The sequence below is a fragment of the Streptomyces siamensis genome, from assembly GCF_039543605.1.
GTDB classification, from domain to species: domain Bacteria; phylum Actinomycetota; class Actinomycetes; order Streptomycetales; family Streptomycetaceae; genus Streptomyces; species Streptomyces siamensis.
On the sequence record NZ_BAABKB010000013.1, the window covers coordinates 204,509 to 228,064 of the forward strand.

17 protein-coding genes are annotated in these 23,556 nt (G+C 71.4%); 3 read left to right on the top strand and 14 right to left on the bottom strand.

Annotated features, from left to right (window positions below; translation table 11 throughout):
* Positions 1–58: 58 nt before the first annotated feature.
* Positions 59–1,414: a helix-turn-helix domain-containing protein gene (locus tag ABEB03_RS19610; protein WP_345650467.1), complete on the top strand. Its 1,356-nt coding sequence runs from the start codon at positions 59–61 to the stop codon at positions 1,412–1,414.
* A gap of 36 nt (positions 1,415–1,450) precedes the next feature.
* On the opposite strand, the gene glgB is transcribed toward ABEB03_RS19610, so the two are convergent.
* The 6 genes from glgB to ABEB03_RS19640 form a co-directional block, all read right to left on the bottom strand.
* The gene (gene glgB / locus ABEB03_RS19615; RefSeq protein WP_425589266.1) at positions 1,451–3,712 is read right to left on the bottom strand and encodes a 1,4-alpha-glucan branching protein GlgB; all 2,262 of its coding nucleotides are present in this window, start codon (positions 3,710–3,712) and stop codon (positions 1,451–1,453) included.
* Between the two features lie 160 nt (positions 3,713–3,872).
* A complete protein-coding gene (locus ABEB03_RS19620; protein WP_345650470.1) occupies positions 3,873–5,306 on the bottom strand; it encodes a maltokinase N-terminal cap-like domain-containing protein in 1,434 nt (477 codons plus the stop codon).
* Positions 5,303–7,333, bottom strand: coding sequence for an alpha-1,4-glucan--maltose-1-phosphate maltosyltransferase (locus ABEB03_RS19625; RefSeq protein ID WP_345650473.1), 2,031 nt, complete (start codon positions 7,331–7,333; stop codon positions 5,303–5,305). Before ABEB03_RS19625 ends, ABEB03_RS19620 begins: the two co-directional genes overlap by 4 nt.
* Entirely contained in the window at positions 7,330–7,947 is a 618-nt protein-coding gene (locus tag ABEB03_RS19630; protein ID WP_051370795.1) for a DJ-1/PfpI family protein, read from the bottom strand. Before ABEB03_RS19630 ends, ABEB03_RS19625 begins: the two co-directional genes overlap by 4 nt.
* A 2-nt stretch (positions 7,948–7,949) precedes the next feature.
* The gene (locus tag ABEB03_RS19635; protein ID WP_345650476.1) at positions 7,950–9,626 is read right to left on the bottom strand and encodes a thiamine pyrophosphate-binding protein; all 1,677 of its coding nucleotides are present in this window, start codon (positions 9,624–9,626) and stop codon (positions 7,950–7,952) included.
* A gap of 68 nt (positions 9,627–9,694) precedes the next feature.
* Positions 9,695–10,534: a type 1 glutamine amidotransferase domain-containing protein gene (locus tag ABEB03_RS19640; protein WP_028802113.1), complete on the bottom strand. Its 840-nt coding sequence runs from the start codon at positions 10,532–10,534 to the stop codon at positions 9,695–9,697.
* A 488-nt stretch (positions 10,535–11,022) separates the two neighbouring features.
* Between ABEB03_RS19640 and ABEB03_RS19645 the strand changes: the two genes are divergently transcribed.
* On the top strand, positions 11,023–11,481 hold the full coding sequence (locus tag ABEB03_RS19645; RefSeq protein ID WP_345650481.1) for a nuclear transport factor 2 family protein: 459 nt from the start codon (positions 11,023–11,025) through the stop codon (positions 11,479–11,481).
* A gap of 335 nt (positions 11,482–11,816) precedes the next feature.
* Here ABEB03_RS19645 and ABEB03_RS19650 read toward each other — a convergent pair whose 3' ends face one another.
* Together ABEB03_RS19650 and ABEB03_RS19655 are read right to left on the bottom strand one after the other, a co-directional pair.
* Complete coding sequence (locus ABEB03_RS19650; RefSeq protein WP_345650484.1) at positions 11,817–13,286, bottom strand: MFS transporter; 1,470 nt, start codon at positions 13,284–13,286, stop codon at positions 11,817–11,819.
* Positions 13,287–13,345: 59 nt separating this feature from the next.
* Positions 13,346–14,035: an NADPH-dependent F420 reductase gene (locus ABEB03_RS19655; protein ID WP_345650487.1), complete on the bottom strand. Its 690-nt coding sequence runs from the start codon at positions 14,033–14,035 to the stop codon at positions 13,346–13,348.
* Between the two features lie 299 nt (positions 14,036–14,334).
* On the opposite strand from ABEB03_RS19655, the gene ABEB03_RS19660 reads away from it, so the two are divergent.
* Positions 14,335–15,360, top strand: coding sequence for an aldo/keto reductase (locus tag ABEB03_RS19660; protein WP_345650490.1), 1,026 nt, complete (start codon positions 14,335–14,337; stop codon positions 15,358–15,360).
* A gap of 116 nt (positions 15,361–15,476) precedes the next feature.
* On the opposite strand, the gene ABEB03_RS19665 is transcribed toward ABEB03_RS19660, so the two are convergent.
* From ABEB03_RS19665 to fxsA, 6 genes are all read right to left on the bottom strand, one after another.
* Complete coding sequence (locus ABEB03_RS19665; RefSeq protein ID WP_051370789.1) at positions 15,477–16,109, bottom strand: nuclear transport factor 2 family protein; 633 nt, start codon at positions 16,107–16,109, stop codon at positions 15,477–15,479.
* A 42-nt stretch (positions 16,110–16,151) separates the two neighbouring features.
* Positions 16,152–16,598: a nuclear transport factor 2 family protein gene (locus tag ABEB03_RS19670; protein ID WP_051370787.1), complete on the bottom strand. Its 447-nt coding sequence runs from the start codon at positions 16,596–16,598 to the stop codon at positions 16,152–16,154.
* Between the two features lie 185 nt (positions 16,599–16,783).
* Positions 16,784–19,795 carry an FxSxx-COOH system tetratricopeptide repeat protein gene (gene fxsT, locus ABEB03_RS19675; protein WP_345650498.1) on the bottom strand — a complete coding sequence of 1,004 codons (3,012 nt, stop codon included), beginning with the start codon at positions 19,793–19,795 and terminating at the stop codon, positions 16,784–16,786.
* A gap of 138 nt (positions 19,796–19,933) precedes the next feature.
* Positions 19,934–21,670, bottom strand: coding sequence for an aKG-HExxH-type peptide beta-hydroxylase (locus ABEB03_RS19680; RefSeq protein ID WP_345650872.1), 1,737 nt, complete (start codon positions 21,668–21,670; stop codon positions 19,934–19,936).
* Positions 21,670–22,833 (bottom strand): FxsB family cyclophane-forming radical SAM/SPASM peptide maturase, encoded by a 1,164-nt coding sequence (locus tag ABEB03_RS19685; RefSeq protein ID WP_345650500.1) that lies wholly within the window; start codon positions 22,831–22,833, stop codon positions 21,670–21,672. The genes ABEB03_RS19680 and ABEB03_RS19685 overlap by 1 nt, the downstream gene beginning before the upstream one ends.
* 470 nt (positions 22,834–23,303) lie before the next feature.
* Positions 23,304–23,525, bottom strand: coding sequence for an FxSxx-COOH cyclophane-containing RiPP peptide (gene fxsA / locus ABEB03_RS19690; RefSeq protein ID WP_345650502.1), 222 nt, complete (start codon positions 23,523–23,525; stop codon positions 23,304–23,306).
* Between the last annotated feature and the right edge of the window lie 31 nt (positions 23,526–23,556).

Here is a 23,556-nt window from a genome sequence, read left to right on the forward strand (position 1 = left end):
GTCAAACTGGTAACTTAGGTTTGTAATCTGGACTGTGACAGCTCCGGAAGGAGTCCAGGTGGACTACACCGAGGCGCACGCCCCCACAGGCCTTGGCGATCGCATAAGGACGCTCCGCACGAGGCATGGACTGAAGCAGCAGGATCTGGCTTCCCAGGACGTCTCGATCAGCTACATCTCCTTGATCGAGGCCGGGAAGCGCACCCCGTCGGACGCGGTGCTGGCCACGATCGCCACCAAGCTCGGAAGCTCCGTCGAATACCTCCGCACGGGACGGGACGGGCAGGAGCTCGGCGAGACCCAGCTCAAGGTGGCGTTCGGCGAGATGGCGCTGCGCAACGGCGCCAACGGTGAAGCCCTGCAGACCTTCAGCGAGGTCCTGGCCCGCCGATCGGCCCTGGACGCCGCGACGACACGCCGCGCCCTGGTCGGCCAGGCCACCGCGCTCGAGAAGCTGGACCGCCTGGAAGCCGCCATCCCGATCCTCGAGGACGTCTTCAACGACCCCACCCTCGCCGCCGGCTCGGACGACTGGTGCCGGATCGCCGTCGCCCTGTGCCGTTGCTACCGCAACGCCGGTGACATCACCGTCAGCATCGAGATCGGCGAGCGGGCCCTGGCGGAACTGGACTCGCTCGGGCTCGACGTGACGATGGACCACATCCAGTTGGGCTCCACCCTCATGGGGTCGTACCACATGAGGGGCGACCTGACCCGGGCGCACCTCCTCGGTGAACGGCTCATCCCGGCCTCCGAGGCGGAGGGCTCCTACGCCGCGCGCGGCGCCGTCTACTGGAACGCGGGGCTCGTCGCCAACTCCAGAGGCAAGCTGAACGAGGCGCTCGCCCTGGTCGAACGAGCCCTGGCCATGATGGCCGAGGGAGACAACCAGCGCCACGTCGCCATGCTCAAGCTGAACTTCAGCTATCTGCTGATGCAGAGCAGCATGCCCGACCCCGACCGGGCGAAGGAACTCCTCGAATCCGCCCAGCAGTCCCTGGCCGAGGTCGGCAACGCGGACGAGCTCGCCCACTGCGAGATCTCCCTCGCCGACGCGGAGAAGGCCCTCGGGCACTGGGACGAGGCCGTGGCCCACGCGGAGCGTGCGCTGGGGCTGCTCGGCACCGAGCCCCGGATCCAGTCCGTGACCGCCCGGGTGACCCTGGCCGAGATCTACTTCCTGAGGCAGGACCCCGACCGGGCACTGCAGTACCTGAAGGCGGCGACCCGGCACCTGCGGCACTTCCCGCCGTCCCGGGACACCACCCTCAACTGGCGCTACATCGGCGATCTGTGGCAGCGCCACGGCGGGGACGTCAAGGAGGCCCTCCAGGCCTATGACATGGCGCTCTCGGCGGCCGGTGTGGCCCGCACCCCGCACGTCCAGGCATCGCTCGCCGACGACCGGGGGTAGCGACGGTCCCGCGCCGGTACGCGACATCCCCGCCCGTCACCCCTCATCGCCCTCCGGAGAGGCGGGCGACAGCCAGCACACCCCGAGCGGCGGCAGCGTCAGCGCCGCGCTCCGCGCCTGCCCGTGCCAGGGCAGCGGCTCCGTCCCGATCACCCCGCCGTTGCGTACGCCCGTTCCGCCGTACGCGACGGCGTCGGTGTTGAGGACCTCCCGCCACGGGCCGGCCTCCGGCAGCCCGACGCGGTACCCGGTGCGCACCACCGGGGAGAAGTTGCAGACGGCCACCAGCGGGCGCCCCTCCGCGTCGCGGCGGACGAACGACAGGACGTTGGCCTCCGCGTGGGACCCGTCGATCCAGGCGAAGCCGTCCGGTGAGGTGTCCAGCTCCCACAGGGCGGGGGTCGCCGCGTAGACCCGGTTCAGGTCGCGGACCAGGGACCGGACGCCCCGGTGGTCGTCGTGCGCGGGCCAGCCCTCGTCCAGCAGCCACCACTGCGGGCCCGCGTCGTGGTCGAACTCGGCGCCCTGCCCGAACTCTTGTCCCATAAACAGGAGTTGCTTTCCGGGGTGGGCCCACATGAATGCCAGACAGGCCCGCAGATTCGCCCGCTGCTGCCACCAGTCCCCCGGCATCTTGGCCACCATGGCGCGTTTGCCGTGCACGACTTCGTCGTGGGAGAGCGGCAGCAGATACCGCTCGCTATAGGCATAGACCATTGCGAAGGTCATGTCGTCCTGGTGATGGACCCGGTGCACAGGGTCACGTTCCAGATAGCCGAGCGTGTCGTGCATCCAGCCGAGGTTCCATTTCAGATCGAAGCCGAGTCCGCCGAATCCGTCGGGCCCGACGTCGAAAGTGGGCCGGGTCACACCCGGCCAGGCGGTGGACTCCTCGGCGATCGTCAGGGCGCCCGGCACCCGGCGGCGGACGGTGTCGGTCAGCTCCTGGAGGAAGGCGACGGCGGCGAGATTCTCCCTGCCCCCGCGCTCGTTGGGGGCCCAGCCGCCCTCCGGGCGCGAGTAGTCGAGGTAGAGCATGGAGGCGACCGCGTCCACCCGCAGCGCGTCGATGTGGAACTCGGAACACCAGTAGACCGCGTTCGCCACAAGGAAATTACGGACCTCGCGGCGGCCGTAGTCGAATTCGAGGGTGCCCCAGTCCGGATGATTCGCGCGCCGCGGGTCGGAGGGTTCGTAGAGATGCTCTCCGTCGAAACGGGAGAGGGCGAAGTCGTCCCGGGGGAAATGCGCGGGGACCCAGTCGGCGACGACTCCGATTCCGGCTGTGTGAAGCGCATTCACCAGATGCCGAAAATCGTCGGGGCCGCCCATCCGCGCGGTGGGGGCGTAGAAACCGGAGACCTGATATCCCCAGGAGCCGCCGAAAGGGTGCTCCATCACGGGCATGAACTCGACATGGGTGAATCCCATGTCGGTGAGATAGGCGGGGAGTTCCTCGGCGAGCTGCCGGTAGGTGCGCCCTGGGCGCCAGGACGGCAGGTGGACCTCGTACACGGACATCGGGGTGAGCCGGCAGTCCTGCCCGCCGCGGCTCGCCATCCACTCCGCGTCCGTCCACTCGTACGTGGAGGTGTGCACCACGGACGCCGTGGCCGGCGGGCACTCGGTGGCGCGGGCCAGCGGATCGGCCTTCTGGATCAGCCGTCCGTCGCGGGTGCGGATCTCGTACTTGTACCGGGTGCCGGCGCCCACCGCGGGCACGAACAACTCCCAGACCCCGCTGGACCCGAGCGAGCGCATGGGATGGGCCACACCGTCCCAGCCGTTGAAGTCACCGACGACGCGCACCCCTTGGGCGTTCGGAGCCCAGACGGCGAAGGCGGTCCCCGTGACGCCGTCGAGGGTCCGCACCCGTGCGCCGAGGACACGCCACAGCTCCTCGTGGCGGCCCTCGGAGATGAGGTGCAGGTCGAGCTCGCCGAGGGTGGGCAGGAACCGGTAGCCGTCGTCGTGCGCCTCCTCGCCCTCCCCGTACGTCACCAGCAGGCGGTAGCGCGGGATCTCGTCGACCGGCAGCGTGCCGGTGAACAGCCCCGCAGACTGGTGGACCAGGTCGACCCGGGCGCCGCGGTCGGTGAGCACGGCGACGGCACCGGCGAGCGGACGGAGCACGCGTACGAAGACGCCGGAGCCGTCCTCGGCCCGGTGGGCGCCGAGGACCGCGTGCGGGGCGTGGTGCGCCCCGGCGAGCAGCCGGTCGAGCTCGGCGTCGGCCATCCGTGCCCCGGCGAGCCCGGATCCGGCGGTGAGGGCGTCGGCGTCCCGTGTCTGCAGCAACGGTGGGGGTCCTCTCGTTGTCGGTGGCTACCGGTACCGGTCGGCGCGTGGTGCCGGGCGAACCGTCGGATCGGCGTGACTTCCGTGCGGGGGGTCCTCCGTGCGGGGGTCCTCCGTGCGGGGGGTCCTCCGTGGCGGCCCGGGTCGGGCGACGCGGCACTCAGCCGCGCACCCCGGCCAGCCGGTGGACTGCGGTGAGCGGGATGCCGAGCCAGTCCGGGCGGTGCCGGGCCTCGTACACCGCCTCGTACACCGCCTTGTCGGCCTCGAACGCCCGCAGCGGCACCGGGTGGCAGCGCGGGTCGGCGCCCCCGGCACCGGCGTATCCGGCGATGAACGCCCGGCGGTTGCGGATCGCCCAGGCCTCCGCGCGGCGGGCGTGCCGCAGACGGAGCCCCGGGGTCCGGTCGGCGGACCGCTTCCGCACGGCGGCGAGACCGGTCTGCGCGGCGTAGTCGAAGGAACGCAGCATCCCGGCGACGTCCCGCAGGACGGGCTGGGGCTCGGCGCGCTCGGCGGCGGAGCGGTCCGGCTCGCCCTCGAAGTCGATCAGGCGCCAGCCGTCCGCCGTGGGCAGCACCTGCCCCAGGTGCAGATCGCCGTGGACGCGCTGGGCGAAGACGGGGCAGCCGCGTCCCGCGTGGCGTGCGTAGTCGTCGTAGAGCGCGCCGATCCGGCCTCGGTAGCGGTCGAGAGCGGGCACCTCGGCGGCGGCCAGCCTCAGCCGCCGCTTCATCAGCCGGGCCTCCTCGGCCACCTCCTCCGGCGTGACCCTGGTCCGCGGGAAGGCGTCGGCGAGCACGGCGTGCACCTCGGCGACGGCCTCGCCGAGGGCGCGGGCGTGCGCCGTGAAGCCGCCGGTGACGGGGGCCGCGCTGTCCCGCCCCTCCAGGCAGTCGCCGACCTGACGCAGGGCGCTCTGCCACCCGTCCGCCTCGACGGGCAGGAACTCCTCGAACATGCCGAGGACGAGGCGTTCGCCGCCGGGGGCGTCGGTGTACAGCGTGCCGTGCAGTGCGGGGGTACGGGCGCAGTGCCGCTCGGTGAGGGCGCGCAGGGCCTCCACCTCCAGGTGCGGTCCGGGCTCGGGACGCCGGTAGATCTTGAACAGCAGCCGGTCGCCGTACACCACCGCGCTGTTGCTCTGGTCGGCGGACAGCGGGCGGGGCACCAGACCGACGGGCAGCGGGTGCGCGGAGGTGCGCTCCAGGCGGGGGCCGTCGCGTCGGCCGCGGACGGCGAGGGAGCGCAGCAGCACCCCCATCAGCGCGGCGTCCTCCGTCGCCTCGTACAGCGTCCAGCCCTGCCAGCGGCCCTCGGGCACGGTGGCGATGGCCGCGCCCGCGAGGCGGGCCGGCAGCGCGCGGCGCAGGCCGAGGAAGAGCTGGTAGAGCTGTTCGGTGCCGTCCGGCCGCGGGACGCCGAGCACGGCGTGCACGAGGACGGGCGCCTCGTCGTGGACGACGGAGACCACGACGGGCCTCACGGAGTCCAGGGCCCCGCCGCCGGCGCCGAACCAGCGGCGGGTGCGCAGCCACGGCGTCAGCGCGGGCAGCAGGGGTTCGAGCACGGGCTCCGCGACGGCGACGGTCATGACGTCTCCCCCGAACCGGCGGGAACCAGCAGGTGGGCGGGCGTCAGCCCGGGTTCCAGGCGTACGTAGGTGTGGCGGCCCCAGCTGTGGATCTCGCCGGTGAGTTCGTCGCGCACCTTCAGCGAGCCGTCCTCGGGCAGGCCGAGCGCGGCGAGGTCCACGTCGACGGTGGTCTCGCACATGCGGTGCGGATCGAGGTTCACGACGGCGATCACGGTGTCGGTGTCGCCGTCGGGCCGCACCACCTGCTTGGAGTAGGCGATCACCTGGTCGTGGCCGGTGTGGTGGAAGCGCAGGTTGCGCAGTTCCTGGAGGGCGGGGTGGGCGCGGCGCAGCTGGTTGAGGCGGGTGATGAGCGGGGTGATGGTGCGTCCCCCGGCCTCGGCCGCGATCCAGTCGCGCGGGCGCAGTTCGTACTTCTCGGAATGCCGGTAGTCCTCGGTGCCGCCCTTCAGCACGTCGTTCTCGCACAGCTCGAACCCGGCGTAGACGCCCCAGGTGGGGGCGAGGGTCGCGGCGAGCACCGCGCGGGCCTCGAACGCGGGCCGGCCGCCGTCCTGGAGGTAGGCGTGCAGGATGTCCGGGGTGTTGACGAACAGGTTGGGGCGCAGGAAGTCGGAGCTCTCGTGGGCGAGTTCGCTCGCGTACGCGGTGAGCTCCCGCTTGTCGTTCTTCCACGTGAAGTAGGTGTACGACTGCTGGAATCCGGCCTGGGCGAGGGCGTGCACCATGGCCCGGCGGGTGAACGCCTCGGACAGGAACACCACGTCGGGGTCGGTCAACCCGATGTCGCCGATGACCCGTTCCCAGAAGGCGACCGGCTTGGTGTGCGGGTTGTCGACGCGGAAGATGCGCACGCCCTGGTCCATCCAGTGGCGCAGCAGCCGCAGGGTCTCCTCGACCAGCCCGTCGAAGTCCGTGTCGAAGGAGAGGGGGTGGATGTCCTCGTACTTCTTCGGCGGGTTCTCGGCCGGGGCGAGGGTGCCGTCCGCGCGCTGGGTGAACCACTCGGGGTGCTCGGTCAGCCAGGGATGGTCGGGCGAGCACTGCAACGCGAAGTCGAGGGCGACCTCCAGGCCCAGCTCCCCCGCCCGGGCGACGAACCGGCGGAAGTCGTCGAGGGTTCCGAGGTCCGGGTGCACGGCGTCGTGCCCGCCCCGGGCCGAGCCGATGGCCCAGGGCGAGCCCACGTCGTCGGGCCCGGCGGTGAGCGTGTTGTCCGGCCCCTTGCGGTGCGTGTGCCCGATGGGGTGGATGGGCGGCAGGTACACCACGTCGAAGCCCATGGCGGCGATCGCGGGCAGCCGCCGGGCCGCGGTCGCGAAGGTGCCGCTCACCGGGGGCGCGCCGGGCCTGAGCACGGCGCCCTCCGAGCGCGGGAACATCTCGTACCAGGAGCCGACCAGGGCGCGCCGCCGCTCGACGAGCAGGGGCAACGGCCGGGAGACGGTGACCAGTTCGCGCAGTGGGTGGCTCTCCAGCGCGGCGACCACCTCACGGCCGGTGGTCGCTTCGAGCCGGCGGGGGGAGGGGCTCGCTTCATCGCGGAGCGCTCCGGCCACTGCCGTCACCGCCTCCCGGCGGTCCTTGTCCGGGATGCCGAGGGCGGCCCGCTCGTGCAGCAGGGCCCCCTCCGCGAGCATCAGCTCGACGTCGACCCCGGCGGGAATCTTCAGATGCGCGTCGCGGCGCCATGTGGTGAGCGGGTCGGCCCAGGCCTCCACGGTGTACGTCCACAGTCCGGTGCGGCCCGCCCCGACGACGACCGTGGCCTCCCAGCGGTCGGAGTCGGCGTCCACGAGGGTCATCGGGGTCCAGGGGCCCCGGCGGCCGGCCGGGTCGTAGAGGACCACGTTGGCGCCGACCGCGCCGGCGCCCTCACGGAAGACGGTGGCGCTGATGGTCAGGGTCTCGCCGCGCACCGCCTTGGCGGGCACCAGCCCGCCGCGCACCTGGGGGCGGATGTCCCTGATCGGGATGCGTTCCCGAGTCGTCGGGTGGGCGTGCGAGGGCACGATGGCGGTCATGTCCCGCTCCTCACCGGTGTCCGGCGCCCCGGGACGCCCGGCCTCTCCTTGCTCGCGAGGAGGTCGATGATGGTGCGGGCGAACACGTGACAGTGCTGGCCGGTGCGCGCGGTGACCAGGTCGTCGTGGACGACGACGTCCTCGTCGACGTACTCGCCGCCCATGTTGCGCAGGTCGCCGAGAAGGTTGTTGTGGACGACGGCGCGCCGCCCGCGCACCAGGGAGGGCAGCGGCGCGGTGAGCCACATGCCGTGGCAGATGATGCCCTTGACGATGGCCGGGTCCTGGAAGGCGCGGCGCAGGAACGCGGACGCGGGAGGCAGTTTGTCCGGGTCCTCGGTGTAGCGGAGCCGGTCGGAGACCATCCCTGAGGGGACGATCACGGCGGAGAACTCCTTGAGGGCGAACTCGTCGATGTCCTCGAAGGACTCGGAGACCTCGAAGGGCATCCGGTGCTCGTGTCCCTGGAAGGTCATCGAGTCCTGGCCCCAGAGCCGGGACAGGAAGTGGACCTCGGCGCCCTCCTCCGGGAAGCGGAACTGGTAGTAGAGAATCTCGGGCTCGTAGAAGTCGCTCTCCATCAGGACGGCGATCTTGTGGCCGGAAAGCCGCACGGCTAGTCCCTCCCCCTGCCGGTGACCAGGTCGATCAGGAACGGCCCGTCGGTGCCCAGCGCCTCGGCGACGGCCGCCTCGACCTGGTCGGGCTTCTCGACACGCACGGCGGGTACGCCGAGCGAGCGGGCGAGTCCGACGAAGTCGATCGCGGGCTGCGAGAGGTCGAAGATCTCCGGCTGCTCGTGCGCGTCGATGGACTGCGACCTCCAGTACTCCTCGATGTTGAGTTCGAGGAGCTTGTAGCTGCTGTTGTTGCAGATCACGAACTTGGCGCCGATGCCGTGGCGGGCCGCCGTCCACAGCGCCTGGATGGTGTACATGGATCCGCCGTCGCCGGTGAAGCCCACGACCGTACGGTCCGGGTGCGCGAGCCGGGCGCCGAGCGCGCCGGGGATGCCCACGCCCAGGGAGCCGCCGCGGGTCTGGAACCAGTGGCCGGGGCGGTTGGGCGGCAGGTGCCGCGAGATGTCCGGCGAGGCGGTCAGCGCCTCGTCGAACACCATGGTGTCCTCGGGGAGCCGGCGGGCGAGTTCGCGCAGGAACGCCGTGGTCGGCAGGGCGGTGGGGGCCAGTTCGCCGTCGTCCGGGCGGCGGGCGTCCGCGATCTGCCGCTCCCGCTCGGCGGTCCTGCGGCGCAGCCACTCCCCGGCGCGTGCGCGGCTCGCGTCGTCCATGCGGGTGCCGAGCGCACGGGTGAGTCCCGCGAGGGTCCGCCGCGGGTCGGCCACCAGGCCGAGGTCGACGGGGAAGTTCTTCGCGATCGCGTCCGTGTCGAGGTCGATGTGGACGACCGGGGCGCCGTCGGCGAAGACCCCGTCGAGCAGCGGGTAGACCTCGGGCAGCGTGTATGTGCCGACGACGAGCACGGCGTCGGCGGCGGCGGTGACGCGCCTGCTGGACTCACCGAACATGTGGCCCAACTGGCCTGCGTAGGCGGGGTGTTCGGCCGGGAGGTTGACCTCGGCCCAGTCCGCGCCCCACACGTCGGCGCCCCATGTCTCGGCGAGGTCGCCGAGTTCCTTCTCGGCCCCGGCGAAGTGGACGCCGTCGCCGGCGATGACGATCGGCCGCTCCGCGCCGGCGAGCAGCCCCGCGGCCCGGTCGAGCGTCTCCGCGTCGGGGACGCTGTCCGTGACCGGGTACGACGTCGGTACGGCCGTCTCGGAGGTGTCGCGGTCCATCACGTCGGCGGGCAGCACGACGAGGACGGGCCCGTACGGGGGTGTGGCGGCCACCTTGAAGGCGCGGCGCAGGACACGCAGCGTGGACTCCGGGTCGACGACCCGGGTGGCCCACTTGGTGACCGGCTCCGCCATGCCGACCAGGTCGGCGGCCATCTGCGCCTCCATGGCCTCGTAGCGCAGGCCCGCCTCTCCGACGAGCACCACCAGCGGGGCGTGTCCGCGCATCGCCTGGTAGAGCATGCCGATGCCGTTGCCGAGGCCGACGCCGGTGTGCAGCTGGCAGACGGTGGGCGTGCGGGTGGCCCGTGCGTAGCCGTCCGCCATGCCGACGGCGGTGGCCTCCTGCAGCGCGAGGACGTATTCGAGCTCTGGGAAGTTGCGCAACTCGTCGAGGAAACCCTGCTCGACCGTGCCGGGGTTTCCGAACATGTACCGGACCCCGTCGGCCCGCAGCTGTTCGAGGATCGCGACCCGCGCGGGCCTGCTGACCATGATGCGTCCACCTCTCGATCGACTGTGCCTTTTGGGGGTCCCCCGGACCCCCGGCCGTGCCCGGTCCGTCAGCCGGCGGCCCTGAAACCCCACTGGCGCAGGCCGTTCTCCAGCACCTCGACGACCTTCTCGCCGGTCAGGTACGAGTCGGGCGTCGAACGGCCGGTGATGAACGGGTAGTCGACGATGACGGAGGTCGTCCTGCCGAAGTTGCCGTGGAAGGCGCCGTCGGGGCCGGTCGCGTCGCGCAGGATGTACTCCAGCGGGTACGGCGGCGGGCCGATCACGAAGTCGGTGCCCATGAAGCCGGTGCCGTCCTTGTAGTCGTACTCGATGCAGTGCCCGGTGACGTGCTTGCCGCGGATGATGGAGCGGCGGTCCTCCTGGTCGCGGGCGAAGGCCAGCGCGGCCACTCCGTAGCACTCGGCGGCGATCGGCAGGTCGAGGGCGTGGAAGGCGAGGATCAGGTCGTGGACCCGCCAGTTGTTGGCGAGGTCGACGATCGGGCCGCTGCCGCCGACGACGAGCAGCGCGTCGTAGCGGCCCGCGATCTGCTCGCGGATCTGCTCCAGGCGGGTGTTGTACGCCTCCCAGTCCCGCAGGAAGTACGGCTTGCTGCGGTAGGGGCGGTCGGGCAGCCAGGACGACAGGTCGAGCGGGTCGTCGAGGCGGGAGGAGCTGTCGATGGCCCGGACCTTCGCCGCCATCTCGGGCGTCGTGACCGAGCGGCCGAGGGGCGGGTCGATGTAGTCGGGGTCCATGCTCGGCGGCAGCGCCACGGGGCGCTTTCCGGTCGGCGTGGCGAAACTGACGTGGTACCCGGCCTTGTCGAAGGTCTCCAGAGGGCCGATCAACTCTTCGCCCCAGTAACCGTATTCGGACAGGACGACGAGGATGCGCTTGCTCATGGGGATGTCCTCTCGTTCGGTTCGGTCCGCGAACCGTCGAACTCATGTCTACGTTCCGCGGGTTCGGGCCGACCACGAGTGGCTGATGTGATGGGTCCATATCGGCAAGTGGCCGGAAACACTTCCGCACATCGGGCATTCCTCCGGTGCCTGCCGGGCGGGGGCACGGTCCCGAAAGCCGGCGGACCGGTGCCCGGAAGGGCGTCGACCGGTTCCTTCGCAGGTCGGGATGTGTTCCGGTGCGGGCCGGAGCGGCCTTCCGTGCGGGGCGCGGCCGGGTGCCGGCGGCGTATGACGTGCGGTCCGCGGGCGGCCCAGAGCCGAGGTCAGCCTGTCTCCGGCCCGACTTGGCGATGTACGCCCGCTGTCGCGCGGGAGCCCGGTCGCGCCGGTCCCCGGGGCCAAGGATGAGAGCCGGCTGTGCGCCGACGGACGAGGAGCGTCCGTGCGCCGCCCGAACCGTGCGCCGACCGAAAGGATCCCCAGCCATGCCCGACACCCCGAGCACGGACCTGAGCCCCCGCGAGGTCCTGGAGGCCTACCACCGAGCGATCGTCGCGGCGGACGCGGACGCCGTCGCCGAGCTCTACGCGGTCGACGCCGTCCACGAGTTCCCGTTCCTGTTCCCCGGGGTCACCGACTACCACGGCCGCGAAGAGGTCCGGGCCGGCTACCGGGCCGCCTGGGAGCAGAGCCCGGCGCGGACGGAGAAGGTCGTCGAGGTCGCCGTCCACGAGGGCAAGGACCACGAGCTCGTCATCGCGGAGCGCTTCTTCGAGGGGACGATCTCGACGACGGGCGAGTCCTTCCTCGTCCCCAGCATCCTGGTCCTGCGGGTCCGGGACGGCCGGATCGTCCACGCCCGCGACTACATGGACGGCCTCGGCACCGCCAAGGCCATGGGCGCCCTGGAGTACGTGGTGAGCGCGCTGGGCGCGAACGCCTGACGGTCACGCCTCCGCAGGACCCCGCACCGGGCGGCACCGGAAACACGCCGCCCGGTGCACGCGTGTGCGCGCCCTCCGGGGGCTCCGCCCCCGGACCTCCGATCGGCCTGGACGGCCTCGTCCTCAAGCGCCGGACGGGCTGAAACAGCCCCTCCGGCGTTTGAGGAGCGGGGTCCGGGGCGGAGCCCCGGGTACGGGACGGGCAGGGGCGGAGGGGGCGAGGAACGGCCGTACCCGGGCGGGCCGGTGCATGCGAAGGCCCCCGCCGTCGGGGGAGGAGATGACGGCGGGGGCAGGGGGGCGGCCACACTCGAACGGCGCGGGCCCGCGACTCGCTAGGAGGCGGCCCCCGAGGCGTGCTGCTCGTCGACCGCGGTCTCGATGACCCGCGCGGCAGGCGCACTCTGCGCGGCCGGCCGCGTACGCGTCGCCAGCCAGCCGATCAGCGCACCCACGATGATCATCGCGGCGGCCACGAGGAAGCCGAGCCGGAACCCGGCGGTGAGGGCGGAGTCGTCCACCGGCCCGTCCGCGATCCGGTCGCTCCGCCAGTTCGCCACGGAGGCGAGGATGGCAAGCCCCAGGGCACCACCGATCTGCTGGGACATGTTGATCATGCCGCCGGCGATACCGGAGCGCTCCGGGTCGACACCCGACACGGAGGACACCACGAGCGCCGTGAAGGCGAACCCGCTGCCGACCGCGAGCAGGAGCCCGGGGCCGAGGATGCTCCGGAGGAAGGAGCCGTCCGTCGACAGCTGGGCGAACCACAGGAAGGAGACGGCGGTCAGACCGAGCCCGATCACGAGGATGGTGAAGATGTGCAGCTTGCCCATGAGCCGGCCGACGACCACCTGGGAGGTGATCACCTGGCCCACCGCGATGGGCAGGAAGCACAGCCCGGCCGCGATCGGACCGTAGTCCAGCACGCGTTGGACGTAGATGGTGACGAAGAAGGTCATGGCCACGGCGCCGGCCGAGAACATCAGCATGATGACGTTCGCGGCGCTGAGCCCACGCACCCGGAAGATGCTGAAGTCGACCACGGGCTCCGGCACGTTGAGCTCGGTGACCACGAAGACGACGAGCAGGACCGCCGCGGCGGCCAGTGCCACACCCGCGCGCCCGTCCCAGCCGTGCTCACCGATCCGCACGAAGCCGTAGATCAGCGCGGACAGACCGGCCGTCACGCTGATCGCGCCGAGCAGGTCGAAGTGGCGGGCGTTGCCGCTGCGTTCGGCCTCGGTGAGCAGGCGTACGCCGACCAGCGCGCCGCCCAGCGTCAGGGGCACGTTGATCCAGAAGACCCACTCCCAGCCGAAGGCGTCGGTCAGCACACCACCGAGCACGACGCCGGCCGCGCCACCGGCGGCGGCGACGGCGCCCCACAGGGCCATCGCCCGGTTGCGCTCACGCTCCTCCGGGAAGGTCACGACGACCAGTGAGAGGGCCGCGGGCGACATCAGCGCACCGCCCAGACCCTGTGCCGCACGCGCCGCCACCAGCTGTCCGCTGGTGTCGGCGAAACCGCAGGCGAAGGAGGCGAGGCCGAACAGGGTCAGGCCGAGCAGGAAGATCCGCTTGCGGCCGAACAGGTCGGCCGCACGCCCGCCCAGGAGCAGGAAGCCGCCGAATGTCAGCATGTAGGCGTCGACAACCCACTGCAGACCGTCCTGGGTGAACCCCAGCGGGGCTTGCATCGACGGCAGTGCGATGTTGACGACGCTGATGTCCAGGATTACCACGAACTGCGCTATGGCCAGCAGGGTGAAGACACCCCAGCGCCGGTCGATTACCGATTTCACGGCTGTCATACGCTCCTCGAATTCTGAACTCTGCCCCGTGGGGACCGAGCCGCCTTCCGTCACACCCCTTCGGGCAGCAACGGCTCCACGTTCGGGTCCCAGACGACCGAGATGTTGAAGTGCAGGTGCCGGATCTTCAGGAACATCCGGGAATAGAGAGCGACGAACATCTCGGGACCCCGGGCCGTCGTGATGTCACCCAGGTCGAAAATGGTGTCCTCGCCCCAGCCGAACTGGCCGAGCAGGGAGGCGACTTCGTCCTTGGCGGCCTTGTCGTTGCCGCTCACGAAGACGTTGTGGTGTCCGGACAGCACCTTCGGATTCACCATGATGTCGCAGTTCATGGTGTTGAGCGTCTTCACCACCCGCGCCGTCGGGAAACGGCGCTGGATGCGCTCGCCGAGGCTGTCGTCGTTGAGAATGCCGAGCGAGGGCGGCTCCACCTCACTGGTGATGACCAGCGGGTTCGCCACATCCATGATGGTCTTGCCGGCGAGGTTCTCCTCGCCGGCCGCTTCCAGCACGTCGAGCGAGATGATGCCGCGGGTGGCGTTCACGACGACGGTGCCGAAGGCGGCGGCGTCGGCGAACGTACCGCCACTGGCCGACTCGCCGTTCTCCTCGACCCAGTTCAGCAGATTCTCGTTGTCCGAGGTCCGCGACCCCAGACGCACTTCATGTCCGACTTCCACAAGGCGAGAAGCTATGGCCTTTCCGACCATTCCGGTGCCCAATACGCCGATGCGCATGCGATGCATCCTTCCGGTTGTCCGGCATACGAAGGCGATATCGCCCGCTCTTATTGCTAGCACCGGAAATGCGGGCCCGTCCGCGGCCGTGGCCGCGGTGCGGGAACTGTGTCAAGTCGCCGCCGGTGCTTCGTGATGACGCCCTCCGCGGGCCGCGGCGCACCGCCCGCGATGGCGTGCCGCGCGGGGACCACCGGGCGCCGCGACCTGACGCAGTGCGGTCGCCCCGCGCGGTGCTACGCGTGTCACGGCAGCTCAGGCGTCTAGCATGCGGCCGAGTTCTACACAGGAGGACAGACATGCTCTATCAACTGCTGGGGCAGACGGGGCTACGGGTGTCTGAACTGTTCCTCGGCGCCATGACGTTCCACGGACGGGACCGCGACGGTAACGCGCACAAGGAATACGAACGTATCGTCGAAGCCTATGCGCAGGCCGGCGGAAATGTCATCGACACCGCGGTGAACTATGGCGAAGGGGAAAGCGAGGAAATTCTCGGGGAATTACTGAAGAAGGACCGGGACCGATTCGTTCTGTCCACCAAGTACACGCTCTACCGCGACGCCTCGGACCCCAACGCCTCCGGTAATCACCGGAAGAACCTGAGGCTGTCCCTCGAAACCAGTCTCCGCCGGCTGCGGACGGACTACATCGACCTCTACTGGGTGCACATCTGGGACCCGAACACGCCGATCGAGGAGACGATGCGTGCCCTCGACGACGTGGTGCGCTCGGGGAAGGTCCTCTACCTCGGCATCTCCGACACCCCCGCCTGGGTGGTGGCGCGGGCCAACACACTGGCGGAGCAGCACGGCTGGACCCCTTTCTCGGCCGTCCAGGTGCCGTACAACCTGCTCAACCGGGACGTCGAGCGCGAGGTGCTGCCGATGGCGGAGGCGACCGGGCTGTCCGTCGCGGGCTGGGGTCCGCTGGCCAGCGGCGCCCTGTCCGGCAAGTACACCCGGCCCGACCGCAGGCCGACCGGACCGACCCGCATGTCGGCGCAGGACATGAGTCCGCGCGACCGTGCCGTCGCGGAGGCCGTTGCCGAGGTCGCGGACGAACTGGACGCCACGCCCTCCCAGGTGGCGATCGCCTGGACGCGGGCGCGGTACAGGTCGGTGCACCCGATCCTGGGGGTCCGTACGCTCGACCAGCTCACCGACAACCTGGGCGCCGCCGGCCTGTCGCTCTCCGCGGAGCAGCTGACCCGGCTGGAGGCGCCGACGGAGTTCAGCCGCGGGTTCCCGCTCGACTTCATCGAGCAGACCGCCCAGTGGGTCTACGGCTCGGTGGGGCACCGGGTCGTCCCGCGCGGTCGCTGAACACCCGGGACAGCACGCGCAGTCGGCGCACGACGCGACGGTGGGCCGGGAGGCATCTGCCTCCCGGCCCACCGTCGTCCGGCCGCCGCCCGCGTCGCGGGCCGCGGCCGGGCAGCTCAGGCGAAGAACTCGTTGTACTCGGTGGTGCCGCTGCCGAAGATCGCGCCGCGACCCTCGACGATCTTGCCGTCGCGCCAGCGCATGACGTGCACCACGTCGATGTCGAGCTTGCGGGACGTGTCACCGGCGCGCGTGGCGGTGTTGTGCGTCAGGTCGACGCTGGTGTCGCCGAGCACGAGGGTGGCCGAACGCTCCATGACGAAGGAGTTGTCGGCGAGCGCGCCCACCTCGCCCATGAAGGAGAGGAAGTTGTCGAGGCCCTGCTTGAGGCCCGAGACCGGAGCCTCACCGGGAACCAGCCACGTCATGTCGGCATCCCAGTACTTGTCGATCTCGGCACGGTCGCCGCTCGCCAGCGCCGCGTAGGCGGCGACCACGCGCGCCTCGTCGAGCCGGTGGGCGATCTGCTCGTTGGAGATGGCCTTGCCGCCGGCCACCATCTCCGCGTCCGCGACGACACCGCCGATGGACCAGGAGCCGGGCTTCACTTCCCGGATGAGGGAGAAGATGTTCGGCTTGGTGATCTCGCCGAAGACGTCGACGACCACGTTGGCGAGCCGGGTGATGACATCCGACTTCTGGTCGTCGTCGGCGAATCCCTCGACCAGGGTGAGCTCGATGATGGGCATGTGTGTCTCCTGTCTGGGTTCCGACCTAAGGGTGCGGGCCTGCTACTTGGCCCACCTGTCCGGAATGGGGGCCAAGTCGTAAGCGGCCCAGAAGAAGTTGTCGGCCGCGTACTGGTCGCTCATGTAGACCTGGACTTCCGCGATGCGCCCGTCGCGAATGCGGTAGTGCGTGCAGTTCAGCGCGTCCAGCTCGGCGCCCCGGGATTCGCCGTATCCGCGGTGCACCTCGACCACGGTGTCGTCGCCCCAGGCGTCGATCTGAACGATGTCGACCTTGATTCCCGAATTGACGAGACCGCCGAAGAAGGCGATGACCTCGTCCGGTCCGTTCTTGACCCCACCGACCGGATTGCGTCCGGGCAGCGTCCATACGAGGTCCGCCGCGAAGACTTCTTCCTTCAGGAGGCTCAGGTCTCCGGTGTTGAAGAGCTCATACATCCGCTCGACCAGCGCCACATTCCGCTTGGCCGGCTCATCTTCGTGCGGCACAGCTTCTCCCTTCGGCACTGCGGTTTTCTCCCGTTCAGCAGTGAACTTCCGAAGGCGTCCGGTCCGCGACAACTTGAAAGTGCTTGCCCCACACTTCTGGGAGTCGACCTGGTATTCGACGGCGCGCACCACAAAGGCCCGCACCCCTCCAGGGGTACGGGCCTTCGGCGGGCGTGCGGCGACGCTCAGGTCGACTGGGGTTCGAAGTCCCAGTAGGGCCGGTTGCGGGAGCGCGCCGAAATGGTGTGGACGTGCTGGTCGCCGAGGGTGGCGGCCAGGTCGGCGAGTGCCTCCTGCTCGATCTTCTCGGCCTGCTGACGCTCCCTGAGGGCGCGCAGGTCGGCGGCGAGCGCGATGCGCGCGGACAGCGTCAGCGGGTGGGTGCGGCCGAGGGTCTCGCCGGCCTGGGTGACCGCGGTCTGGCTGAGCGCGGCGGCGCCCTCGGGGTCGCCCACGAGGTTGCGCAGCGCGGCGGCGTTGATGGCGCAGCCCAGCGTCCAGGGGTGGGCCTCCCCCACCGCGGCGGTCAGGTCGGCCAGCGACTGTTCGATGAGGACGTGGGCGTGGTCCCGCTCGCCGACACTGCGCAGCACCAGGGCGTGGTTGGCGCGCACCCCGGCGATGTAGGGGTGGCCCTCGGCGAGCATCACCTCGTAACGGGCGACGACGGACTCGCCGAGCTCCCGGGCCTGATCGATGTCGCCGTGCTCGCGGGCGAAGCAGCTGGTGGTGGTCGCGAAACGCAGTGTCTGCGGGTCGGTCTCGCCCAGGACGCGCTCGCAGCGCTCCAGGACCCGGCTGAGCATGGGTCCGGCGGTGGCGCGGTCGCCGCTGCGGTAGTGGCACAGGGCGAGGTTGTGCTCGGCGTCCAGGGTCTGCGGCCGGTCGGCGCCCATGACGATGCGGTTCTCCCGCATGTTCTTGGTCTGGATCGACGCGGCCTCGGCGTACCGGCCGAGCAGGCGCAGGTCGGTGGCGTACGAGTTCTCCGAGTTGAGCGTCCAGGGGTGGCGGGCGCGCAGCAGCAGTCTGCGTGCCTCCAGCGTCCGCCGGTCGGTGTCGAGTGCCTCCTGGTACCGGCCGAGCAGGCGCAGCGAGACCGCGAGGTTGTTCTGGGCGCCGAGGGTGCGGGAGTCCTGTTCGCCGAGGAGGTCCCGGTAGGTCGCCAGGAGCCTCTGGGAGAGCGTCAGGGCCTCGTCGTACCGGGCGAGGCCGCGCAGGTCGGCGGCGAGGCCGCTGACGGCGCGGGAGTGGTCGAGGTCCTGCTCGCCGCGCTGCTCGCGCAGATGGTCGACGGCGGCGCGCTCGATGGCCTCGGTGCGCTGGTAGTCGCCGACCGCGCGGAGCAGGTTGGCGTAGTGGTGGGTCAGCTCCCAGATCCTGGGGTGGTTCTCGCCGAGCAGTCTGCGCCAGGCCTTCAGGGCGCGTTCGCCGAGCTTGATGCCCGCGCGGTACTCGCCCGAGATGTACATGTAACGGAGGCAGTTGAAGACCAGCGTCTGCACGGCCGGGTCCTTGCTCTGCAGGACGTCCGCGTACTTCAGGTGCGGGACGATCTCCGCGTAGCCGGGCCACAGCCGCGTGTCGGTGGGCCGTCGGGGGTCGGCCGCGGCCAGGGCCCGCCGCACCACCTCGATGAACTCGGCACGGTCCTCGTCGGGCATGTCCTTGTGGACGATCTGGTGGACCATGCGGTGCAGGTAGAGGGACTCGCCGGAGGAGGAGGTCTCGTCGCCGGCCGACTCGTGGGACTCCAGGCGGACGACGGAGTACTGGCGGAGCTGGTTGATCGCCTTGTTCCACAGGAGAGGGTCGTTGAGGAGGCCGGCGATCTGTTCGGGGAGCTCGTCGTGCGGCATCTCCTTCAGCAGGCGCACGGGGATGAATCCGGGCGCGAAGAAGGTGCACAGGCGCAGCAGGTCCACGGACTCCGGGACGGTGTCGCGGAGCTTGTTCAGCAGTATCGACCAGGCGGTCTGGAAGGCGACCGGGAAGTCGGTCGAGATCTTGACGACGTCCTGGTCGATGCCGCCCTCGAGGAGGCCGATGTACTCCTCGACGGAGAGGGCCGAGTCGTTGAGCCAGCCGGCGGTCTGGTCGAGCAGGAGGGGCAGGTCCTCCAGTGCCTCGGCGAGCTGGTCGGCCTCGGCCTCCGAGAGCCGCGGGGCGCGCCGGCGGATGAAGGCGACCGACTCGTCGCGGTCGTAGACCGGGACCTCCAGCAGTCGGCTGTTGTGCTCGCTCCACTCGGGGTTGCGCGAGGTGATCAGGACGTGTCCGGGGCCGTTGGGCACCAGGTCCCAGATCTGGTCCGGTTCGTCCGCGCCGTCCAGGATGAGCAGCCAGCGCGCGTACGGGTCGCCGCGGCGCAGCGAGTCCCGCACGGCGCGCAGCCGCTCGCCGTACTCGGCGCCGGTGCTCAGCCCCAACTGGGGTGCCAGTTCCGCCAGTCGGCGCCGGTAGGTGACGCGCTTCTCGGCGTTGACCCACCACACGACGTCGTACTCGGAGCCGAATCGGTAGACGTACTCGGCCGCAAGCTGTGTCTTGCCCACGCCGGACATGCCGTGCAGGGTGACCACGCCCGCGCCCGGCTCGGCGCCCTGGAGCAGGTGGTAGGCGTCGTTCAGGAGCGGCTCACGGCCGGTGAAGCGGGTGTTGCGGCGCGGTACTCCGCCCCACACCTCGGGCATGGCCGCGGGGAAGCGGGGGCCCTGGCGGGCGCCGTCGGCGGGGACCGGGAGCGGGTCGGCGGGCAGGTCGAGACGGTCCAGGACGCGCCGTTCGGCCTCATCGGCACCCATGTTGTTCAGCTCCACCGCGCCGAGGACGGCGGCGGCGGCCGGCAGGGTGCTGTTGGTGACGGAGACGGCCGCGAACCGGGACGGATCGGGGGCGACGACCTCGCGCAGGGCGGTGTTCCACTCCTCGTGGGTGCGCGGGCCCAGCTGGAAGTACCACTCGCTGACGATGACGAGGATGCGGCCCTGGGCCAGCATCAGGTCGCGCAGCAGGTCCACGAGCGCGACTTCGGCCGGGGAGTCCCAGCGCTGGTACACGACGCGATGGCCGCGTCGCTCCAGGCGGTCCCCGATCCAGGCCGCCCAGGCCCGGTTGAACCCGGCGAAGCTGATCGTGACGGTCTGCTTCGCGGCCCCCCTCTCGGTTGGCCCGACCGGCGTACGAGCTCCAGACATGCAGCGGCCTCCCCGCGTGATTTTAGAACCTGAGCCCGGCAACAACCAGTGGCCTGCCACCAGTAGCTGCTGCCGTGGTTCGTTTCCTCAAACGCGACGATCTTCGCGCAAGGATCTTGAAACGGCTGGCATCCGGGATTATTCGGCGGGTGCATGGCGCTGCGTCCACAGGGCGCGTGCCGCCCGGACGTACGCCGCCGCCCGTGCGGCCTGGCCCCGGGGTGCCGGGCGCTCGGCCAGTCGTTCGTACACCCGGACCATCTGGTCCACGAACCTGCGCCCCGGCTCGGTGAGATCGCCCGACCCGACGAGCGTCGGCAGGGCGGCTCCGACCTGCTCCTGGTAGCGCGCGTGCTGGGCCCAGGCGGCGTCCCGGTCGGCCGGGCGGTCGGCGGAGAGGGCGCGGCGCTGGAAGAAGTCGGCCAGCGCGAGATGGGAGTAGGTGCCCTGCAACAGGCCGTCGTACGGCCGCGGGTCGGGTCGCCACGGCGCGAAGTAGCGTGCGGTCCCTTCTGCATGATGAAGCGTCAGCATGTCGGTGAGTGCGGCGAGTTTGGTGTGCTGGATCTCGTGGACGAGGGTGGCGGCCAGTGCGGTGGGCCCGGCCGGGGTGCTGCTGAGCACGGCGCCGAAGGCCTCGCGCCGGGTGACACTGCAACTGCCGCCGGGGCGGCCGCCGGGCAGCGAGCCGGGCGGAGCGGACAGCGGGACCAGACAGCGCAGCAGGGACACGGCCTCCGCGAGCCGCTGCGCGCCGCCGAGTCCGAGTTCGGACGCGGTACCCGACCAGGCGTGCAGCCAGTGCTTGCGTTCCTCGTCGTCGAGTGTCACCGGGCCGCTGAGGGTGTGGGGACGGGATCCGCCGCGTGCGGTGCGATAGGGGTCGAGGTCGTCCAGGGGGACGGGCGCCGAGCCCGGGAGCAGACCGGGGAGCGCGTGCGCCGGGGTCCAGGCGGTGGCGTCGGACCACGCTCCGACGCCGGTCTGGAGGTGCACGAGCACGTCCGCCGCGCCGGCCCTGCGGAACGTCAGGCGCCCGCGGCGGTGCACCACGTCCACCCGGGTGTCCCGCGAGGTGTGCGTGCGCAGCGCGCCGAGCGAGGGCAGGGTGAGCACGCCGTCGAGTGCGGTCAGGCGTACCGCGAAAGCGATGCCGGCCCGCGTCGCCGCGGCGGCGGCCAGTGCCCCGAAGTGGGCGAGACCGCAGGCGAGTTCGCGCGCGTCGCGTTCCGTGCGCGGCCCCGGCAGGGTACCCAGCCCGCTCAGGCAGTGCCGGGCCCACGGGCCCACGAACGGGTGCAGCAGGAGGGCTCGGACGGAGGACAACGGCGGGACGGCGAGGGCGGAGACGGCCTCGGCGGCGCCACGCACCGCGGGGTCCGCGTGCACGACGGGATCCGCGCATGCCACGGGGTCCGCGTGCGGCGCGGGGTGCGGGGGCGGCCCAGCGTCTCCGTACGCCCCGAAGGCGCCCCGTGTCCGGCGATCGCCGCGCGGACCGAGGTCCTCCCGCGTCCCGCGTTCGCCGTACGTCCCGAGGCCGTCCCGCGTCCCGAGGTCGTCCCGCGTGCCGAGGTCGCCGTGCAGTCCGGCGTACCCGCCCTCCGCCCGTACGGAGGACACCGGGCCCCGGTGCACCCGGCCCGGCCGTTCCACCCGGTCGGCCTCCTCCAGGAGCGCCCAGTCGTCCCGCAGCCGGGCCCGTGCCCCGGCGGAGCAGACTGCCGGGCCGGCCGCCTCCGCCGCGTCGAGCACCGCTCGCAGCAACAACAGCCGTCGCGTGTGCTGGTCGCGGACGAGGAGCCCCAGGGTCTCGGGGCCGCCTTCGGTGCGGCCGAGTTCGGTCAGGGCCCGCTCCGGGACCGCCGGCAGGATCACGGGGTGCCTCCTTCGCGAGAGGCGGGGACGGGCGCCGCCCCTGCGAGCCTCACCGCCACGTGGCGGATGAAGCGCTGGAGGTCGGCGCAGTAGACGGAGGGGTTGGCGAAGCCGTGGCCGGCCCGGTATCGATGCGCGTAGTGTCCGCCGCCGCAGACGGAGAGCAGCGGGCAGGCGCGGCAACTCGTGGCGAGCGCGGCGGAGCCGGCCTGCCGGGCCACCACACCGGGGTGACGCAGGGCGTCGTCGAAGCTGTGCCGGAAGACGTCGAGGCCGGTCTCGGCCGCTCCTTCGTAGCAGGACTTCAGCGAGTCGACCTGTTCGATCGACCCGTCGGTCTCCACCACCACGGCGTCGAAGGGGGCCAGGCCCAGCGACTCGGTGGCGGCGGGCAGCCCGAACAGCAGCGCGACGCATTCTTCGAAGAGACGTACCCGTGTCTCCCGGCGTCCGGCTCCCCACCAGCGGTCGAAGACCGCGCACAGCCAGTCCCCGTACGGGGTTCCGGTGCCGTCCCGGCCCGGTGGCGGGGCGGACCAGTTGCCGTGCGGCAGCAGCAGGTCCAGAGCCGGTGGCCGCAGGGCGAGCAGCGACTCGTAGACCTCGACGGGGTCGGTCGTGGGGTCCACTACGGTGAGGATGCCGGCGTACGCCTCGGGGTGGCGGTCGGCGATCAGGCGGGCGCCGCGCGCGGCGGCGGGCCAGGACGGGCGCCCGGCGCGGTCGGTGCGCAGCGCGTTGTGGGCGGGCAGGCCGCCGTCCAGGCTGATCCCGACACGGATGCCGTGCCGGGCGAGGACGGCGAGCCGTCGCTCGTCGAGCAGGGTGGCGTTCGTCTGGACGGTGGCGTGGACGGCACAGTCGCCGGGAACACGGGCCCGTACGAGACCGGTGAAGCGTGCGAGCGTGTCCGCGCCCGCGAGCAGCGGCTCGCCGCCGTGCAGCACCAGGGAGACAGCCGTGGCCCGGTGGGCGCGGGCGTGTTCGCCGATGCGTCCCGCGGTCCGCTCCAGCACGGCGGCCGAGGCGGCGGCGGGTCGGGTGCGCCAGCCGCGGTCGGGGCCTTCGTAGAGGTAGCAGTAGCGGCAGGCGAGGTTGCAGCGGCCGTGCATCTTCACGATGAACTGCCGGAAGGGGAACGGTGGTTCAGGGGTACTCACGCGCCCGCGCGGGACCGGGGAGCGCACCGGCGACCCGGCGGACGCCACCTGCGCCGTGACGACTGCGGGGGCCGGAGTACCGGCGGAAGCCGGAGTACCGGCGGAAGCCGGAGTACCGATGGGCGTCGGCATACCGGTGGGGTCCGGAGTCCCCGTGCGGGGCTCGGGCGCGGCAGGGGCCGGAGGGCTGGCGGGTGTCGTCGGGCTCACGGAGGTCACCTCGTCAGACACTCCGGCACCCCCATGCTGTCCGGCCCGCGGCTTCGACCGTACGGTCCGTGCCACGGGCCCCTGCCCGTACGGAGCGCCGTCCCCCGGCGGTCCGTACGGGGCGCCATTCCCTGGCAGGGGCCCGACACAAACGCGGCACGTCGGAACTTGTCCGGTTCAACGACAGCGCCGACCGGAACTGACGCTTAATGAGCGAAGATTGACCGCTTTCCGGTCGGATCACCGGCCTCGCTCGCCCGTCAGAACGCGTTGTTGAACCCCCACAGCATCTCGCTCGGCTGCCCGGCCCGGTCCCTCAGCTCCGTCAGCACCTCGGCCAGCACCGGGTGCTGGATCGTCCTGAGATCGGCGAGATCCAGCTCCAGCAGGTCCGGCAGTTCCTCCGGAGCCGGCAGGTCCGCCAGGCCGGGCAGCCGCTCCGCGACGACGTCGGAATCCAGTGCTTCGTCCCGTGCACCCATGTCCTCCCCCTCATCCTCACTCGCCCCGGCG

Bases quoted from the DNA above. Each gene is read 5' to 3' on its own strand.
- fxsA (WP_345650502.1), bottom strand. From the start codon at position 23,525: ATGGGTGCACGGGACGAAGCACTGGATTCCGACGTCGTCGCGGAGCGG.
- ABEB03_RS19655 (WP_345650487.1), bottom strand. From the start codon at position 14,035: ATGCGCATCGGCGTATTGGGCACCGGAATGGTCGGAAAGGCCATAGCT.
- fxsT (WP_345650498.1), bottom strand. From the start codon at position 19,795: ATGTCTGGAGCTCGTACGCCGGTCGGGCCAACCGAGAGGGGGGCCGCG.
- ABEB03_RS19665 (WP_051370789.1), bottom strand. From the start codon at position 16,109: ATGCCCATCATCGAGCTCACCCTGGTCGAGGGATTCGCCGACGACGAC.
- ABEB03_RS19635 (WP_345650476.1), bottom strand. From the start codon at position 9,626: ATGGTCAGCAGGCCCGCGCGGGTCGCGATCCTCGAACAGCTGCGGGCC.
- ABEB03_RS19640 (WP_028802113.1), bottom strand. From the start codon at position 10,534: ATGAGCAAGCGCATCCTCGTCGTCCTGTCCGAATACGGTTACTGGGGC.
- ABEB03_RS19620 (WP_345650470.1), bottom strand. From the start codon at position 5,306: ATGACCGTCGCCGTCGCGGAGCCCGTGCTCGAACCCCTGCTGCCCGCG.
- ABEB03_RS19660 (WP_345650490.1), top strand. From the start codon at position 14,335: ATGCTCTATCAACTGCTGGGGCAGACGGGGCTACGGGTGTCTGAACTG.
- ABEB03_RS19625 (WP_345650473.1), bottom strand. From the start codon at position 7,333: ATGACCGCCATCGTGCCCTCGCACGCCCACCCGACGACTCGGGAACGC.
- ABEB03_RS19645 (WP_345650481.1), top strand. From the start codon at position 11,023: ATGCCCGACACCCCGAGCACGGACCTGAGCCCCCGCGAGGTCCTGGAG.